The organism is Rhizobium sp. SEMIA4064, from assembly GCF_003025035.1.
GTDB classification, from domain to species: domain Bacteria; phylum Pseudomonadota; class Alphaproteobacteria; order Rhizobiales; family Rhizobiaceae; genus Rhizobium; species Rhizobium paranaense.
In genome coordinates this window covers 197,717-214,613 of record NZ_PYJN01000022.1, presented here as the reverse complement: position 1 = coordinate 214,613, position 16,897 = coordinate 197,717, and the positions used below count along the sequence as shown (strand labels likewise).

At 58.6% G+C, this 16,897-nt stretch carries 21 protein-coding genes and 1 tRNA gene; 13 read left to right on the top strand and 9 right to left on the bottom strand.

Annotated elements, in window-relative coordinates; translation table 11 throughout:
* Window positions 1–4: 4 nt before the first annotated feature.
* From C9E91_RS18295 to C9E91_RS18265, 7 genes are read left to right on the top strand one after another with little or no spacing between them, the layout of a single operon-like run.
* Complete coding sequence (locus tag C9E91_RS18295; RefSeq protein ID WP_107109688.1) at window positions 5–958, top strand: arginase family protein; 954 nt, start codon at window positions 5–7, stop codon at window positions 956–958.
* Window positions 955–1,308: a DMT family transporter gene (locus tag C9E91_RS18290; protein ID WP_107109687.1), complete on the top strand. Its 354-nt coding sequence runs from the start codon at window positions 955–957 to the stop codon at window positions 1,306–1,308. Before C9E91_RS18295 ends, C9E91_RS18290 begins: the two co-directional genes overlap by 4 nt.
* On the top strand, window positions 1,305–2,180 hold the full coding sequence (locus C9E91_RS18285; protein ID WP_107109686.1) for a fatty acid desaturase family protein: 876 nt from the start codon (window positions 1,305–1,307) through the stop codon (window positions 2,178–2,180). The genes C9E91_RS18290 and C9E91_RS18285 overlap by 4 nt, the downstream gene beginning before the upstream one ends.
* Window positions 2,170–2,985 (top strand): alpha/beta hydrolase, encoded by an 816-nt coding sequence (locus C9E91_RS18280; RefSeq protein ID WP_107109685.1) that lies wholly within the window; start codon window positions 2,170–2,172, stop codon window positions 2,983–2,985. Before C9E91_RS18285 ends, C9E91_RS18280 begins: the two co-directional genes overlap by 11 nt.
* Window positions 2,966–4,114 carry a GNAT family N-acetyltransferase gene (locus tag C9E91_RS18275; protein WP_107109684.1) on the top strand — a complete coding sequence of 383 codons (1,149 nt, stop codon included), beginning with the start codon at window positions 2,966–2,968 and terminating at the stop codon, window positions 4,112–4,114. The genes C9E91_RS18280 and C9E91_RS18275 overlap by 20 nt, the downstream gene beginning before the upstream one ends.
* On the top strand, window positions 4,115–4,540 hold the full coding sequence (locus C9E91_RS18270; protein WP_181316109.1) for a DMT family transporter: 426 nt from the start codon (window positions 4,115–4,117) through the stop codon (window positions 4,538–4,540). It begins immediately after the preceding gene.
* On the top strand, window positions 4,540–5,880 hold the full coding sequence (locus C9E91_RS18265) for an SAM-dependent methyltransferase (protein ID WP_107109683.1): 1,341 nt from the start codon (window positions 4,540–4,542) through the stop codon (window positions 5,878–5,880). Before C9E91_RS18270 ends, C9E91_RS18265 begins: the two co-directional genes overlap by 1 nt.
* Here the strand turns inward: C9E91_RS18265 and C9E91_RS18260 are convergent.
* From C9E91_RS18260 to C9E91_RS18240, 5 genes are all read right to left on the bottom strand, one after another.
* A complete protein-coding gene (locus C9E91_RS18260; protein ID WP_107109682.1) occupies window positions 5,821–6,612 on the bottom strand; it encodes a MipA/OmpV family protein in 792 nt (263 codons plus the stop codon). The two genes, C9E91_RS18265 and C9E91_RS18260, sit on opposite strands and share 60 nt — an antisense overlap.
* Window positions 6,613–6,839: 227 nt before the next feature.
* Complete coding sequence (locus C9E91_RS18255) at window positions 6,840–8,201, bottom strand: sensor histidine kinase (RefSeq protein WP_107109681.1); 1,362 nt, start codon at window positions 8,199–8,201, stop codon at window positions 6,840–6,842.
* Window positions 8,188–8,865 carry a winged helix-turn-helix domain-containing protein gene (locus tag C9E91_RS18250; protein ID WP_107109680.1) on the bottom strand — a complete coding sequence of 226 codons (678 nt, stop codon included), beginning with the start codon at window positions 8,863–8,865 and terminating at the stop codon, window positions 8,188–8,190. Before C9E91_RS18250 ends, C9E91_RS18255 begins: the two co-directional genes overlap by 14 nt.
* Before the next feature lie 139 nt (window positions 8,866–9,004).
* Window positions 9,005–9,808 carry a COG4705 family protein gene (locus C9E91_RS18245; RefSeq protein ID WP_107109679.1) on the bottom strand — a complete coding sequence of 268 codons (804 nt, stop codon included), beginning with the start codon at window positions 9,806–9,808 and terminating at the stop codon, window positions 9,005–9,007.
* A gap of 24 nt (window positions 9,809–9,832) precedes the next feature.
* Complete coding sequence (locus C9E91_RS18240) at window positions 9,833–10,093, bottom strand: hypothetical protein (RefSeq protein WP_107109678.1); 261 nt, start codon at window positions 10,091–10,093, stop codon at window positions 9,833–9,835.
* 312 nt (window positions 10,094–10,405) lie between these two features.
* On the opposite strand from C9E91_RS18240, the gene C9E91_RS18235 reads away from it, so the two are divergent.
* Entirely contained in the window at window positions 10,406–10,663 is a 258-nt protein-coding gene (locus C9E91_RS18235) for a DUF1344 domain-containing protein (RefSeq protein ID WP_107109677.1), read from the top strand.
* 112 nt (window positions 10,664–10,775) lie between these two features.
* Here the strand turns inward: C9E91_RS18235 and C9E91_RS18230 are convergent, their stop codons facing one another.
* The 3 genes from C9E91_RS18230 to C9E91_RS19895 form a co-directional block, all read right to left on the bottom strand.
* The gene (locus C9E91_RS18230) at window positions 10,776–11,417 is read right to left on the bottom strand and encodes a DUF1007 family protein (protein ID WP_107109676.1); all 642 of its coding nucleotides are present in this window, start codon (window positions 11,415–11,417) and stop codon (window positions 10,776–10,778) included.
* Window positions 11,418–11,558: 141 nt separating this feature from the next.
* Window positions 11,559–11,996 (bottom strand): hypothetical protein, encoded by a 438-nt coding sequence (locus tag C9E91_RS18225; protein ID WP_245407524.1) that lies wholly within the window; start codon window positions 11,994–11,996, stop codon window positions 11,559–11,561.
* A gap of 222 nt (window positions 11,997–12,218) precedes the next feature.
* Window positions 12,219–12,563, bottom strand: coding sequence for a hypothetical protein (locus tag C9E91_RS19895; RefSeq protein WP_146144006.1), 345 nt, complete (start codon window positions 12,561–12,563; stop codon window positions 12,219–12,221).
* 74 nt (window positions 12,564–12,637) lie between these two features.
* Here C9E91_RS19895 and C9E91_RS18215 point away from each other — a divergent pair, with 74 nt between their 5' ends.
* The 3 genes from C9E91_RS18215 (at window position 12,638) to C9E91_RS18205 (ending at window position 14,700) form a co-directional block, all read left to right on the top strand.
* Window positions 12,638–12,838 (top strand): hypothetical protein, encoded by a 201-nt coding sequence (locus tag C9E91_RS18215; protein ID WP_107109674.1) that lies wholly within the window; start codon window positions 12,638–12,640, stop codon window positions 12,836–12,838.
* Between the two features lie 184 nt (window positions 12,839–13,022).
* On the top strand, window positions 13,023–14,294 hold the full coding sequence (locus C9E91_RS18210; RefSeq protein WP_107109673.1) for an MgtC/SapB family protein: 1,272 nt from the start codon (window positions 13,023–13,025) through the stop codon (window positions 14,292–14,294).
* 121 nt (window positions 14,295–14,415) lie between these two features.
* Window positions 14,416–14,700, top strand: coding sequence for an acylphosphatase (locus C9E91_RS18205; protein ID WP_107109939.1), 285 nt, complete (start codon window positions 14,416–14,418; stop codon window positions 14,698–14,700).
* Between the two features lie 105 nt (window positions 14,701–14,805).
* Here the strand turns inward: C9E91_RS18205 and C9E91_RS18200 are convergent.
* Window positions 14,806–14,880 (bottom strand) — tRNA-Gly (locus tag C9E91_RS18200).
* Window positions 14,881–15,124: 244 nt separating this feature from the next.
* On the opposite strand from C9E91_RS18200, the gene C9E91_RS18195 reads away from it, so the two are divergent.
* Window positions 15,125–15,634 carry a prolyl-tRNA synthetase associated domain-containing protein gene (locus C9E91_RS18195; protein ID WP_107109938.1) on the top strand — a complete coding sequence of 170 codons (510 nt, stop codon included), beginning with the start codon at window positions 15,125–15,127 and terminating at the stop codon, window positions 15,632–15,634.
* 160 nt (window positions 15,635–15,794) lie between these two features.
* On the top strand, window positions 15,795–16,772 hold the full coding sequence (gene trxA / locus C9E91_RS18190) for a thioredoxin (RefSeq protein WP_107109672.1): 978 nt from the start codon (window positions 15,795–15,797) through the stop codon (window positions 16,770–16,772).
* Window positions 16,773–16,897 lie beyond the last annotated feature (125 nt).

The window sequence follows — 16,897 nt, the reverse complement described above, 5'->3', positions numbered from 1 at the left end:
GTCGGTGCAACTCCTTCTTCTTCATCTCGATGATGCGTTGGAGTTGCAACCAGATTTCGTGCGCGCCTGCAAGTTTGCGGGCGCGTGCCAATATGTCGATAAAGCAAGCGGCAAGGCGGTCCGTCTCTGGAGCAAGCAGACGGCGCTTTCCGAACTCAGCCGCAATATCGTGCGGAACACGCCGGCAGTCGGCAAGGATCCGCAGCTCTGCTTCATGGGCTCGGGCGACTTTCATCACATAACGGCGCTGCTTCTTGACGGGGCGCTGGAGCGGCAATCCGTGTCGGCGACGCTCATTCATTTTGACAACCACCCGGACTGGGTGACCTTCAATGGTGGCATGCATTGCGGATCCTGGGTCAACAGTGCGCTTGCCAACCGCAATATCCAGAAGGTCATTACCATCGGTGTTTGCAGCCACGACCTTCGCAGCCCGGAGCGCAAGGGTGCCAACCTGCACTGGCTCGGCGAAGGCAAGCTCGAACTTTATCCCTATGAACATCCGCCGAGCCGGGTCTTGGCCGATTACGGCAGCGGCGCCAGCTATCGGCAGGAAAAGGGCGCCTTGCACTGGAAATCCATCTCCGAGATCGGCGAGGAAAATTTCATCGACCGGATGCTGAGCCGGATTCGTACCGAAGCCGTCTATCTGACGATCGACAAGGACGTGCTGGCCGCGGACGACGCCGTGACGAACTGGGACCAGGGGCGCATGCGGTTGCCCTATCTCCTGGCGCTGATCAGCGAAATCGGCAACCGCCATCGCATTATCGGCGCAGACGTCATCGGCGACTACTCCGCCCCGAACTATGCCGGCAGCTTGCAAACCAGGCTTTTGAAAAGGGCCGAGATTTTTATCGATCAGCCGCATATCCGGCCGAAGGCCGACGCGATCAGAAACATCAACAGTGCCGCCAACCACGCGCTGCTGGAGGTCTTGGCGGAGTACATGGCATGAGCGGCAGCCTGACCCTTCCCATGCTTGGCCTGATCCTTTTCTGCGTGCTGGCGGAAACGGCGCGCGAGGTCTGCTTCAAGCAGTCCGCAAGCCAAAACACCTTGCTTTCGGCGTTGGCCAAGCCCGTGACATGGCTCGGCATCTTCTTTTGGGCGGTGGAGCTGTTGGCCTGGACCGCGGTGCTTGAGCACGTCCCCCTATCCATCGCCTTTCCGCTGATGGCGCTGAGCTATGTCGTCATCGTCTTCGCCGGAGCCTTGGTCTTCAAAGAAAATATCAACCTCCGCCACGCGACGGGTGTGTTCCTCGTGACCGCCGGCGTGGCTTGTGTGGGAGTAACCGGACTATGAAAATCTTCGCGCACTCGAGATGGGACGTCGTGCCGGTTCTGGCCGCTGCGGCGCATCTCGTCTTCGACATCTACCTGATCGTCGGTTTCGAAAGCCGGCCATTGTGGCTTTCGGCTGTCCTCGGCTGCCTGTATGCCGTGTCGATCTCGTGGAATATCAACAGCATATCCCATAATTTCATCCACACGCCCTATTTCAAGCCGCGCTGGATGAACTATGCGTTCAGCCTGCTGGAATCGGTCGCGATCGGCTTCTCGCAGACCTATTATCATTGGGTGCATATGCGCCATCACTCCGGCAACAGCGACCGGCCGGATGAAAAGGGCGATACGATCGATCTGCTGTCGATCTATCGCCACGGTCGCAACGGCGAGCCGGAGAATGTGTGGTCCTACACGCTTCTGAGCTTCTTCCGTGACAGCCTCGGCGATATCCATAAGGCCATCGCTCGCAACCGTCCGTTCGATGCGAATTGGGGCCGTTTCGAGCTCTTCTTCTTCCTTGGCCTTGCTGCGATTGCACTGATCTACGACTGGAAGGCCGTGCTGTTCTTCGTGCCCTTCTATTATTTCGGCAACTGCCTGTCGTCGCTCAACGGCTATTATGAGCATCTGCATGGCGATCCGGACGAGCCGATCGCCTGGGGCGTCAGCAGCCACAAGTCGTTCTACAATTGGCTGTGGTTCGGCAACGGCTATCACGCCGAGCACCATTACCGGCCGCGGACCCATTGGACGAAACTGCGCACGCTGCACGAGCAGATCAGGGAAGAGCAGGAAAAGGCCGGCACGCACGTCATCAGCACCTGCCACGCGCTTGGCTTCATGGCCAAGGAAAATCGGCAGGCGGAGCTTTCGCATCATGAAGGCTGATGGACTGAGCTTTTTTCTCGAAGGCTCGAATGACAAAGGCGTGCTGCTTGTTCACGGACTGACGGGGGCTCCGGCGGAAATGAAGCTGGTCGCCCGCCATCTCCATCGCAAGGGCTATAGCGTCTATGCGCCGCTGCTGGCCGGCCATGGCGTCGACGCTGGTACGTTGCGGCGCACGCGATGGGAGGATTGGCTGGAGAGCGTCGTGCAGGCGTCGGAATTGCTCGCGCAGAGAACGCAGCAGGTCTTTGCCGCCGGTATCTGCGTCGGTGGCAAGCTTTCGATGCTGGCGGCCGAAAGCCGCCCCGATACGATCCGCGCCGTGGCCATCTATTCCCCGTGCTTTCATTATGACGGGTGGGACGTTCCTTTCTATTATCCGCTGCTGTCGTCGCAAATCGGCTGGCTATCCCGCATTCCTTTTCTCGACCGCCTCAATTTTCGCGAGACCGCATCTCTCGGGATCAAGGACGAGCGGATGCGCAAGCTGATCGAAGCCATGGGGGGTGAGGGTGTTCTTGAGAAATTCCCCGGCAGGGGGCTCGTCGAGATGCATCGGCTGGGCAAGGCCCTCAGGGGCAGACTGCCGGAGATCAAGACGCCGACGCTGATCCTGCACGCCGAGGACGACGACCTCAGCAATCCCCGGCATGCCCGCTATATTTCCGACCATATCGGCGGTCCGCACCAACTCAGATGGATCAAGGATAGTTACCATATGATCCATGTCGACCGTCAGCATCGGCAGGTAGCCGACTTCACCGCAGATTTCTTCGAGACGAGCCATGTCACAGCCCTTGCCTAGCCTTTCGCCGGCACCGGTCCGCGATCCCGTCGCCGAGGTGCATTTCAGCATTCGCGCCATCGGCCGCGATGCCTGGAACGCGTGCTTTCAAGATCAGGTCGAGGACTATGATTGCCTGCTGGCCATCGAGGAGGCCGGCATCGAGGGCTTCGAATGGCGCTATATCACGATCGTCGAAGACGGGCGGGTCAGCGCCGCCATGCCGGCTTTCCTCTGCCCCTATGCGCTGGACACGACTCTGGAAGAGGGCGCGCTGCGCAGGATGGTACGTCGCGTGCGGCAACGCTTCCCGGGCTTCCTGACGCTGCGCCTTGCCTGTCTCGGCTCGCCCTGCACGGAAACGGGCGCGGTCGGCTTTCATCCTGATGTGGCGCTGGAACGCCGCGAAGCGTTGTTTGCGGAGCTGCTGTCGTTCTTCGAACAGCTTGCGGCGACGGAAGACTGCGCGCTGATGGGCCTGAAGGATATTCCCCAGCCGATTGTCCCCGCGCTCGATGGCCCACTCTCCGCCCGCCGTTACGCCATGATCGGCGGCCTGCCGACCGCCTGGCTTGATATCGATTTCAAGACGATCGACGAATATCTCGCCCGGCTCTCCTCGGGCACGCGCAAGGACATGCGCCGCAAGTTGAAATCCTTTGGGGAGGTCAGGGTCGAGATCCGCACGGATTTCGGCGATTTCCTGCCTGAGGTCATGAGGCTCTACCACGATACCCGTAATCGCAGCGAATGGCAGTTCGAGGAGCTGACGGCCGGCTATTTCGAGGGAATTCTCTCGCGCATGGAAGGTCGTTCCTTCTGCGCCTTCTATTTCGTCGAGGACAGGCTCCTTGCCGCCAACCTGATCGTCCATGACGGGCGCGTCGCCATCGATAAATTCTTCTGCATGGATGGCGAAGAGGGCCGACCCTACAATCTCTATTTCCTGAGCTGGTTCACCAATCTGCGTTATTGCCTGGAACACGGCATAGGCCGTTACCAGAGCGGCCAGGCCTATTATGAGAACAAGGTGCGGCTCGGCAGCACTCTCACCGCCAATGCGATGTTCTTTCGCCATCGCAATCCCGTTCTTCAGAAAATATTGCGGCTGGTGTCTCCGCTGTTTTCGACAGATGAGGTGGTTGAGTAGATGTCGATGCGCTTATCCTGGCTGGCTGTGCCGGTGTTGAACACGCTGTACCAATTCTTCATCAAGCACGGGGCCGCGCAATTGGACGCTGCTGCCGGAGCGGATTGGCTGTGGCAGGCGCTGGCGTCGCATTGGATCCTGGCGGCGATCGCTGCGGAAATCCTCTGCTTCTTCATCTGGATGAATGTGCTTTCCGAGCTTGATCTCAGCCGGGCCTTCCCCCTTTCCGGCATCAGCTACGTCTTGATCATCGCCACCGGCTGGTTCGTCTTCGGCGAACCGGTGGTGGGCCTGCAGGTCATCGGCAGCGGGTTGATCCTGACGGGCGTCTGGCTGATCGCAAGCGCCGCGGGTGAACCGTCCGAGCAAAATGACTGGGGTTCAAAGCACGGTTCGCTCAGTACCGACACGGGTAAGGATAAGTGATGTCCCGATTGCAAGCTGAAGACCATCGCCAAAACAAGGGCGTCGGCATCTTGTCCGGCCTTGCGGACTGGAGCCTGAAACGCGCGCTGTCGCATATCGTGACAAGGGGATCTCTGACGGTGACGACGGCCGCTGGCCGCGTCCTGACGTTTGGCGACGGCGCCGGTCAGCCGGTCCATGTCCGCTTCGCGGATACCCGCGCTGAGTGGGCTTTCCTTGTCGATGCCGACCTGCGGCTCGGCGAGCTCTACATGGATGGCCGTTTCCTCGTCGAACAGGGCTCGCTCTACGATTTCGTCGCGATGATGCTGCGGGAGGCGCAGAATAGCACGCATCCGCTCATTGCTCGCGTCATAGATCATATCCGCACGAGGCTGCGGATTTTCCGTCACCGCAATCTGCCGGGGCGTTCCAAGACAAACGTCGCGCATCACTACGATCTCGACGGCCGGCTCTACGAGCTTTTCCTGGATCCGGATCGGCAATATTCCTGCGCCTATTTCGAGCATCCCGACCAATCGCTGGAAGAGGCGCAACTGGCGAAGAAAAGGCATCTGGCCGCCAAGCTGTCGATCGAGCCGGACAACAGCATTCTCGACATCGGCTGTGGCTGGGGCGGTCTTGCCCGGCACCTAGCCGAGCAGGCGCCGGGCGGCTATGTCCTCGGCGTTACCCTGTCCGAAGAGCAGCACGAGTATGCTTCGAAACGGGTGCCGGGCGCGATGGACGGATCGCTGGCGGAAGTTCAGTTCGCGCTCAGGGACTATCGCAGCCTGACCGGCCATTTCGACAGGATCGTTTCGGTCGGCATGTTCGAGCATGTCGGCCTGGCATCCTATCGGACCTTCTTTCGCAAATGCGCCGAGTTGCTGGAGGATGATGGCATCATGGTGCTGCACACCATCGGCTGTTCGGCGACGCCCGGCTTCACCACGCCCTGGCTCGACAAATACATCTTCCCCGGCGGTTATATTCCAGCACTTTCGGAGATCGTACCGGAAGTCGAGGCAGCGGGATTGACGATCACCGATGTCGAGGTGCTGCGCCTGCACTATGCCTGGACGCTCGCCAACTGGCGCGAGCGCTTCATGGCGCGTTGGGCCGAGGTGACGAAACTCTATGACGAGCGCTTCTGTCGGATGTGGGAATATTATCTTTCGACCGCAGAGGCTGCGTTCCGCTACGAAGATCTCGTCGTCTTCCAGATCCAGATCAGCAAGCGCAACGACATTGTCCCCGTCACGCGGGACTACATCGCCCGCAGCGAAGTGGAGCAAGCTTCAAAATCGAACGTCGAACGTTCTGTTGAGCGTAAAGCCGATAACGTTCTGGTTGGGTGAACCGATCTGCGAGGTGATCGGGCTGTCGGCGGCATCGCCCACCAAACGGCTGTATTTGTTATAGACCTGCACGCTCCAGGCGGGCGAGAACGTATAGGTCGCCGCGACCGTAAAGCCGACGGATTTCAGGCCACCGCCGGCGTCAAAGGCGTTGATATGACCGTTTTTCGCCGCCTCGCTTTCGGAGATTCCGAAATTGTTGCTCATGTAGGTGGAGTTCGCCAGCGACATGCGCGGGCCTACGGAGAGAAGCCAACTGTCTCCGACGGGCTGGAACCAGTCGAGCGACAGATCGGCAACGAGACCATCGCCGCCCCAGAGCGCCTGGCGCGTCTCGGCCCGCACCCGCAACTGATTTTCCATCGGCCAATATTGCGCGAACGCGCCTGCATCGAAATTCCAGCGAACCCTGCGCAGCCCGTCCAGATGAGAATCGTCGAATGCCGAGCGCCCGCTTCTCAGGCCGACGACCGGGCCGACTTCGATGCCGCCGACCTCGAACAGGCTATAGTCGATGTTGTCGTCCGGGGCGCTGTAGTCCTGTGTTTCACCAAGGCGATGGACGTCGAAAGATGGCATGCCGCTGAAAGAAAGATGCTTAGATCCTTCGTAGGAAGGTCCGTATTCCACCGTGCCGCCGAGCGTCACGACCCAGGTGGTTGAATCAGACTTCGCCGCTTCCTGCGCCAGTGCCGGAAGCGCGCCGGCTGCGGATGTCGCCAGCAAAGCCATCCCGGCAAACGCCGAGAACCTGTTGAACAAAGATGTGTTGACGCTGAACACCCTGCCGACACCCGTTCGTAATCGCCCAATTTGCAGGCGGATTGCCCCGGCGGCATTACTAACACAACCTGATGTTATACAAATAGAAAAAACTTGAGCGACGATGGCTGCATCCATTTGGCGGTTGGAACGGCTTGTACAATTTGCGGGAAACGTGTTGTAACCTCTTTGAGGCTTCATGGACCGATCCTCGGAAAAACGATTTTTATTCGCAGCCCAGGTCTGCAGTTCTCCACCAGGATCCCGGCGCCATGGAGGTCAGCGATGGCTTTTACCAGGCTGAGACCAAGCCCGCTTCCTTTGGATGTACGGCTTTTTTCCAGCCTGTAGAGGCGGCGGAAGACGTTGTCGTGCTCGTGTTCGGGAATGCCGGGGCCGTTGTCTTCGACACTCGTGATGATCGTTTTGGCATCTGCTTCACTCCGGACCACGATATCGGTCCCGACCGGACAATGGCGAATGGCGTTCTCGATGAGATTGGCATACATCTGGGTCAGGAGCTCCCGATCGCCCCAAATGACCTCGTGCGGCTGGTCAAGGCTGGTTCTGAGCCTTTGACCATTGTCCTCGGCGACGCTGGAATAAATATCATCGAGCGATTGCAGCATATCGCCGAGATCGACCTTGCCGAATCTGGACTTTCGGGCTCCCGCTTCGATCTGTGCGATCCGCAGCAATGCCTCGAAAGTTTCGTTGATGCGGTCGGCTTCCGAACTCGCGGCCTCAAGTTCCTGAACCACCATCATGCCCGTTTCCTGTTTCGCGAGGGCTTCGTCGACGGTCATCTTGAGGCGGTTGAGCGGGGATTTCAGGTCATGGGCTATATCGGTGCTGACCTGGCGCATTCCATCGACGGTCGCCGCAAGGCGGGCAAGGGCGTCGTTGATGTCATAGGACAGCAGATCGACGTCATCGCCGCGTCCGACGATTGGAACGCGCGCATCCAGGTTTCCACGCGCCACATGTTCCATCGTGCTTCGAACGGCGCCAAAACGCCTTTGCACGCGCAGAGCAATCAATCCGCCGCCGAAAATTGCAAGTAGCAGGACGATGATCGAGGCCCAGCCGAAGCTTTGCAGCATGATTGCTTCAATGTTTTTGGTTTCCCTCTGACTGAGGCCCACGGTCAGGCGATTTTCGTCGACTGTGCCGGAGAAGATCCGGTATTGCTGGTCCCCTTGTAATTGCATCTTGTCGCCGTCAACGTCGCTCCAGCCCTCCGGAAATTTGAGGTCGGGGATATTGCCGGCAAGAATCTTTCCCGAGGGATCGACGAGCGAAAATACGCGCTGGCGGTCGTCGCTTGCCTTGGCGTAGGTCTCAACCGTATCCAGCAGGTCCTGGATGTCCTGATCGCCGTAGGCTGCGGCAATCACGGCAAAGGTCTCCTGTATCGTCTGGTCCTGACGCTGCTGAAGTTCCCATTTGACAAGCTGATAGACGATCAAGCCTGTCACTATGAAAGCACTGATGAACATCAGCGAAAAGATCAGCGCCAGACGAAACGATGTGCTGCGCAGAATGCTATCGCGGCGCATGCAACGAATAACCAGTGTTTCTGATCGTATGAAGGAGCGGTACGTCGAACGGCTTGTCGATCTTGCCGCGCAGCCTGCTGATATGCGTTTCGACCACGCTGGTCTTCGGATCGAAGTGGAAATCCCATACACGTTCAAGGAGCATCGTTCGGGTGAGAACCCTGCCTTCGTTGCGGGCGAGCACCTCCAGAAGCGTGAATTCCCGCGGCTGCAGTTCGATCTCGACCCCGGCCCTGGTGACACGGCGTTTCATCACGTCCATCGTCAGGTCGGCAACCTGCAGCATGGTCTTTTCGGAAACGGTGGGCGGACGGCGGGCGAGCGCGTTGACCCGCGCCAGAAGTTCGGAAAACGCGAAGGGTTTGACGAGGTAATCATCGGCGCCGGCCTCGAGACCTTCCACCCGGTCATCAATGCCTGCGATCGCGGTTAGAAAAAGCGCAGGCGTCTTGACGCCGGCGGCGCGCATCGACCGCATGATTGACAGGCCATCGAGACCGGGCAACATGCGGTCGATGATAAAGATGTCATAGGTCTCGCGAATGGCATGGAAAAGTCCATCCTGCCCATCCGACAGCATGTCGCATACGTGCCCTGCTTCCCGCAGCCCGCGCGAGACGAATTCCCCGATTTTGATGTCGTCTTCTATGAGCAATATGCGCATGAAACGATCTGTTCCTATTTCGGCAATGGCGCCGTTTGAAAGCGGGTTTGTCCGCCGTCCGCCGGCGTCTCATGGCGACTGGCGAGTGCGAATATATCGATTACTGCAAACTCATTTCACCAACCTGAAGCGCAGCAGGTCATATCTCCCGGGACTCTCCGAGCTCCGCCTCCATAGGCTCCTGATCCGTAGGTTTTTGGGCAATGGTCATGTAGATCACCAGGCAGGCGATCACGGCGAGGAACAGCAGGCTGGTGACGATCGTGCCGAAACCCAGGCCGCCATATTCCTGCGGCTGCGACAGCAGATCGCCGAACGAGGCTCCGAGCGGCCGCGTCAGAATATAGGCAAGCCAGAAGGCCAGGATGGTGTTCATTCTGAAGACAAAATAGGCAACCGCAATCGCCGCGATGATGCCTCCGAAGAGAATGCCGGTGGTGAGATAGCCAAGCGCGAAGACTTCGGCCACCAAATCGCCCACGGCCGTTCCGAGAGAGAAGGTGAACAGGATGGCGAGCCAGTAGAAGGCTTCCCGGCGCGTCGTGAAGATGGAGTGGATCGACAATGTCCTCTCGACCGCATACCAGACCGCAAAGGTCACAGCGAGCGCGATCGTGAATGCGATGGCCGTGGTCTGAAGTGCGACCCCGAAATTGTCGACGAGATTGTCGGAAACGAGCGTGCCAACGATGCTGATGAGAACGACGGCTGCCCAATAGAAGGGCGGAACGTAGTGCCTTTGTGCAAACTGAAACACCAGGGCGACAATCAGTACTGCGGTCATCAATAGGGAAGTGACGGTGAGGCCGAGGCCGAGATTAACGGCAAGATAGTCGGCAGCCGTCTCGCCCATGGTCACGGCCATCAGCTTGATCAGCCAGAAATCGATAGTGACCTCGGGAACCCGGTTCTGCTGAACCGGCGCCGTGTGAGTATGTGTCATCGGATTTCTCCAGGTGTTTGCGGCTTATTTGCCCATGATCTTCATGGCGTCGGCCAGAAACTTGTCGGAGCGGGTGTCGTCGTCGGCATTGCAGCGCTCGATAGCCTTGGCTTCGAGGTCGTTGACCTTTGTCATATCGGCATCGCTGAGCTTGGCCGTTGCCTTGGCTGTGCGCATATCCTTCAACATCTCTTCGCAGGGTGTGGCGGCGGCGTGAGCTCCGGATACGACGAAGCCGATGCTTGCAATGACGGTGAGAATGGCGGCGGCGATGATCTTTTTCATGGAAGATTCCTTTGCTCCTGCGGGCCGGCAGGCCCAAATTGATCGACCGGCGAAATGTTCTCAGCCGGTGAGCAAGCGATCTAGCGCGGTGCCTCTACGGCGGCTTTGCCGCCAGGATACGGTTTCGTAAGGTTGGCGCGGTCGCCGGTCATTTCGGTCTCGCCAAGCGGTCTCTGCCCGCGAGGTTACGCATCCGTATGTTCCAGGCAATCTCGCTGCAAAATTGCGAGTTCACGTTGGATTTGTCGCCTCTCACGGCGCGAATGACTCGTTGAGTCAAAACAATGAATCAACTCGAAAAGGATCAGGAAGATGAAAAGATCAGTCATCATCGCAGCGGCAATATTTGCGGTCGCGTCGTCGACGGGAGCCTTTGCAAAGGGAATTACCGATACGATCAAGAGCGTCGACAAAAAAGGCGACTCGATTACGCTGATGAGCGGAAAGGTCGTGAGGCTGCCGGAGAAGATTGAAGTGGAACGCTTCAAGGCCGGCGAGAAGGTCCGGGTCAACTATTCCACGACAAAAGCCGGCAAGACAACGGTATCAAGCGTCCGTCCCGTTATGTAGGACATTGGCAGTGTGATAGCGCATGATCCCTTAGCCCGAAACAGGGTCAGGGGATTGTGTTTCGGCACACGCAGTCCGGCGAAAGGGACGGTTCCTCAGGCCAGCGGCAATCTCAGCACTGGACTTCCAGCCTCGTCGCCACGAGCTGTGAATAATTCGTTCCCATCGGGTCGTTGAAAAACATGCTGGTGAGTGTGGCCTGGTTCTGGGCGATGATCTCTTTCGGGTTGGGCCGCACCACTTTGCGCTTGCAGCGGGCAAATGCCTCGCCGGAGGTAGCCATGTCGCTATCGGTGGCGAAATCGACCGCCGTATAAAGCGTCGTGTCGTAAATGCCGAAAATCGTGGTTCCCTTGAGGAAGGTCTTCTGCTCTGGTTTCAGTGAAAAGGTCAGTATCAGGGCGTTGTCCTTATAGTCCGCCTGTATCGTCTCGGGCTTCGCCATCGCGACCGCTTTGCCGTTGCTGGTGACGTTTGTGTAGTAGTTGTACTGCGCAAGCGAATTCCTGACCGTCTTGCCCACGGCCTTCAGCTCACCGGTATCCAGCGTCATGTTGCCGTTCTTGTCGAAATCCAGCAGCACTGACGAGGAAAACACCTCGTCGAAACGCCAGACATTGCGAAGCTCGGCGATCGAGCCGTCCGGTGCTGCAACCACCTCGAACTTGGCGTCGATGAATATATGCGGGTGGGCAAGAGCCGGGACAGGCAGAAGCGACAGCATCGCGATCGGCAAAATCATCAATCGTTTCATTCAGGCTCTGTCCGTGATCCGTCTGGGGCTCTGATGTCGAGGCCTGAACTTCAATTGAGACTGATTTGAGACCCTGGAGGGTTGCGATCGCGGTGGCTGATGCGGGCGAAGTCGAACCGAGATTCGCTGCCCTGGTTGCATTCATTCTACCGGACTGTTCCATCGGAAGGTGGCGACAAAGCCTGAGATCAGTACCAGCAGCAGGAGCAGGTGGAAGACACGGTCTGCCGTTGTCTGTGGGCCGATGCCGATGGCGATGGTGAACGCGCCGATCAGCGTTGCGAAAAGGGCAAAACTCTGGACCGCGAGAGCCACGGAGCGGGTCCATGCCGGTTGGAAAAGGCACGCGAATACCCCGCAAAACAGAACTACCGCAATCACCCCTTCGGCTGTCGCCGCCCGTGTGTGGGCATAATAGCTGCCAAGGAGCACGCCGGAGTGGACAAGCGAGGCGGCGGCAAAGAGCGTGACTTCGAAGAGGAGAAGAGGTTTCGCCCAAGAATTCATGACCGGGTCCGTCGCTGCCCTTTGCGTGTAGATGGTATCGAAAACAACGCGCTTGGTTTCCCTGGGTTTCATCATTTGTTTCCATGGCCCAAAAATGCAGCCGGACTTTGTCGCACCGGAGCCCGCTTCGGAGCGCCCCACCGAGGAACGGTGCGATGTTTTTACGCATCGTTGCATTGGAACACCGACCGGCCAGCCACGTTTGTCGCCGGGACATTCCGTCCCTGAGGATAGCAAAATGCTGAAACCAGCTTTAGCCACAGCCCTCTTCCTCGCAGCAAGCGTTGCACCGCTCTATGCTGCGAGTTCGCCCATGAGCAAGCCAGGGGCTGAATGCAATGCGGCCACGATCGCGGACACGCAGACGAAGGCCGACGCGATCCCCGATGCGGCCCATAAGAAAATCGCATTGAGACAATTGACGCTGGCAACGGATTCCCTCAAGGCACATAAATTGTCGGATTGCCGCAGCCATTTGACCCGCGCGTTGCATGAAATCTGACGCATATCCATGATTTGAGCAGGATCGACATCCGGGGTTCGTCGAAACCCCGGCTCTTCACATTGTCGCGACTGCGAAGCTAAACGCGCGGTTTTCTTGATTCGCATCATGTCTGCGCTAAACTCAACAAGTCTCATGCATTTCCTTCATTGCCCTGCCAGAGGCTCCTCAGGCGGGGCGCTTTTTGGTTATGACGACTAAGGGGCAGTTCATGATCCGCGGTTTGGTGTTGGCAAGTAAGATCCCGTTGCAGAATGACGATATCGAAATCTGCCAGCGCGTGTTCGACCAGATCTGCGTTGAAAAGGGCATCAAGGATGACGAACGGTGCGAGGAGCTTGCCGCATCCATCATCGATTTCTATCAACACGGCGTGAAAAACGAAGCGAGTTTGAAACGGCTGTTTTTCTAAAGCGCATCGCGATCTCTAGGATTCGCTCCTTGCGCTTTAGGTCTTTGATTTTGCGCATGTCGTTATCGCAAAACCGCTGCGCACTTTTGCGCGACATGCTTAGCCGCCGGGCGGCGATGGCTATGCCGAGGTTGTCTCTTCAAAGATGGATTGCGCGCGGGCGTAACTGGCCTATCGTTATGCCATGGAACACACCGAAATCTTCCAACGCCTGGGCGTAGCGCTTGCGATTGGCCTGCTCGTCGGCGTCGAGCGAGGCTGGCAGGAGCGTGACGTTCGGGCAGGCGGCAGAACGGCCGGCATCCGCACGTTCGGCCTCACCGGCTTTCTTGGCGGAATAGCCGGCATATTGCAGTCCATGATTGGCCCATTGCTGCCGGCCACGATCGCCGTCCTGCTCGGCCTCATCTACATCGCCGGCAAGTGGCAGGAAACGAAGGAGGATGAGGATTACAGCATCACCTCGGTCGTTGCCGCGCTCGTCGTTTTCGGTCTGGGGGTTCTGGCTGCCGTTGGCGACATCGTGACTGCGGCAGCCGGCGGCGTCGCTACGACGGTAATTCTTGCCGCACGCTATAGCCTACATGGCTTTCTTAAAGGGCTGACCTGGCCGGAACTGCGTTCGGCGCTGGTGCTGCTGGCGATGACTGTGATTGCGCTGCCGTTGCTGCCGGACAGGGCGCTTGATCCTTGGGGAGCGCTCAACCCGTTCTCTCTATGGCTGCTGACCATTACCATCGCCGCCCTCTCCTTTGCTGGCTACGTTGCCATCAAGGTGACGGGCACGAGCCGCGGCGTGTTGCTGGCCGGTGCTGCCGGAGGAATGGTCTCCTCGACGGCGCTGACGCTTTCCTTCGCTCGCCATTCTAAGGAGGCACCGCAGGGCTCGGCACATCTGGCCGCTGGGGCGGCCATTGCCGGCGCCTTGTCCTTCGCCCGCGTTTTGGTCGTCGGCAGTGCCCTTTCCTTCAACCTGCTCGTGCCACTGGCATCCGGCTTGGTGCCGGCGATTATCGGCTTCCTGATTGCCGGTTTCCTCTGGGTCTGGCGTTCCAGCGCTGCAACGGATGTGCCGGAAATTACGCTGAAGAACCCGTTCGAATTGAGCATGGTGTTTTCATTCGCCGCATTGCTCGGGCTGATCAGCCTCATATCGAAAATGACGATTGCCTATATCGGCACATCGGCACTTTTCGTGGTGGCGGCAATCTCCGGGCTGGTGGATGTGGACGCGATCACGCTTTCAACCGCGCGGCTTGCGGGTTCGGCGATCGACGTCAAGACAGCTGCCGACGTCATCCTCATTGCCGTCGTCATCAATGTGGTGACGAAGGCGGCGCTGGCCTTCTCATCCGGCACGCGGGAATACGGCATGGCCTTGGCGCAGGCGTCGGCGATTGCGATCGTCACCGGAGCAGTCGCTTATTTCGCGCTGCGCAGTTTCATACCCGATTGATGCGATGACCATCAGGAGGCCCGCCGACATCGGCCGGAGACGGCTTTCGTGGGCATTGGACATCTCTTGCGCACTGCTTCGCGGATTGGCATTCTAATGCTGTTGCCAGATGGGTGTCGCTATGTCCGATGATTATGAGACTGCCCTGGTGCGGATAACCGGTCGGGTACAGGGCGTCAGTTTCCGTGTTTGGACGCGAAACGAGGCGTTGAGGCTCGGTTTGGCAGGCTGGGTCCGCAACGAATCGGACGGGTCCGTCGCCGCTTTGATTGCCGGACCTGATGCCGCGATTTCGACCATGATGGAGCATTTCTGGCATGGACCTCCCGGCGCATCGGTTTCTAGCGTGGAGAAACAACCGACTACGCTCGCGGAGATGCCAACAGGGTTTCGCATCACCGGCTGAATGAATTCGCAGCCTGCAAGCCGCTTGCCGAAAAGCGACCAGCCTCGCGGCAAACGCCAAATGGCCCCAAAAGGCCATTCCAAACTAACCGATTTTTTGTAAAACTGGAGCGGGCGAAGGGATTCGAACCCTCGACCCCAACCTTGGCAAGGTTGTGCTCTACCCCTGAGCTACACCCGCTCATATCCGCAACCGTCCGGGGTAGTGTGTTGGACCGCTGGGCGTCGTCTTGCGGCGACGGGCGCTATATGGCCTAACCATTTTTCAAATGCAACAGGGAAATGACGAGGTCGCGAAGAAAAATCTGTATTTTTTTCGTCGCCTGCCGGAAAGCCCCGGAACGCCTGGCTTTGTCGTCTGGAAGATTGCAATGGATTTGCGGGCGACGTATCAGGGGCGGGTCATTTTTATTGCGAGACCCCCCATGACCGACAACAGCCCGAAAACCCGCGACGATCTTCTCCGTTTCCTGGATGGCCTCGGCATTGCCCATAGCACCAAGGATCATCCGCCGGTGTACACCGTTGCCGAATCGGTGTCGCTGCGCGACGAAATCCCCGGCGGGCATACGAAGAACCTGTTCGTAAAGGACAAGAAGGACAATTTCTTCCTGCTGACGGTCGAGGAGAATGCGAACGTCGATTTGAAGACGGTGCACACGCTGATCGGTGCGGCCAGCAAAGTCTCCTTCGGTAAACCGGAAAAGCTGTTAGAATATCTGGGCGTCATTCCCGGCGCGGTGACGGCCTTCGGGGCGATCAACGATACGGGCAACAACGTCACCTTTGTGATCGATGCCGAATTGATGGAACATGACATCATCAATTGCCATCCGTTGTCGAACGATGCGACGACCTCGCTTGGCAGCGGCGATCTCGTGCGCTTCATGGAAGCGACGGGTCATACGCCGCTAGTCTTGAAAGTGACGGGCTGACATACGATTTTAGCGCTACGATTAGAGCGAGATGACTTAATCTTCGAATTGTCCTGTCGCTCAGGCTATTCCATTGGGCGTGATTTTATCCGAAAGCTTCTTCTTTCCTTTTGGAATCATGCTTTAAAAGGTCCAGGATACCGGCAGGCGGGAGACACTCATGAGCGGTTCAAACAATCCCTATAACGCTTCCTTCGGCGGCCAGATGTCGGCTTCGGCGTCCTATGGTGCCGCACCTGTCGCATCCGGCGGCGCTTCGCCCATCAAGGACACCACGACGGCGAATTTCGCGCGGGACGTTATCGAGGAATCGCGCAACCAGCCGGTTCTGGTGGATTTCTGGGCGCCCTGGTGCGGCCCGTGCAAGCAGCTCACGCCGGTTCTGGAAAAGGTCGTCAACGAGGGCAAGGGCCGCGTCAAGCTGGTCAAGATGAACATCGACGATCATCCGGCCATTCCCGGTCAGCTCGGCATCCAGTCGATCCCGGCGGTCATCGCCTTCGTCAACGGCCGCCCGGCCGACGGTTTCATGGGCGCTGTCCCCGAAAGCCAGGTTCGCCAGTTCATCGATCGCCTCGGCGGTCCGGCTGACGGCGCCGGCGATCAGGCGGCGGAGATCGAAGCGATTCTGGAAGAGGCGGCCGGCCTTCTCGCTGGCGGCGATATCAATGGCGCCGCCGAGCTGTTCGGCGCGGTGCTGCAGGCCGATCCGGAAAATGCCAAGGCGCTGGCCGGCATGGCCGAGTGCATGATTGCCGCCGGCCAGAGCCAAAGGGCGCGCGAAGCGCTGACCGATCTGCCGGAAACGCTTGCCAACGATGCCGGCATCCAGGCCGTGGTGAAGAAGCTCGATCAGATCGAGGAAGCCCGCAAGCTCGGCGATCCCGTGACGCTCGAGCAGGAATTGGTGCTCAATCCCGACAATCACGAGCAGCGGGTCAAACTCGCCAAGATCCGCAATGTCGAGGGCAAGCGTGATGAGGCCGCCGAGCATCTGCTGACGATCATGCGCCGCGACCGAGCTTTTGACGACGATGGCGCGCGCCGTCAGTTGCTGCAGTTCTTCGAAGTTTGGGGTCCGAAGGACCCGGCGACCATTGCCGCGCGCCGCAAGCTTTCGTCGATCCTGTTTTCCTAAGCGTTGTGCGTTCGAGGGAGTGTCCGGGAGAAAACCGGGTGCTCTATCCGGTGCGCAGCGCCTGCCTCGCTTGAACAGGAAAGCGGAATGCTTCGGCGTTTTGCCCGGAAATCCTCTTGTGTTTT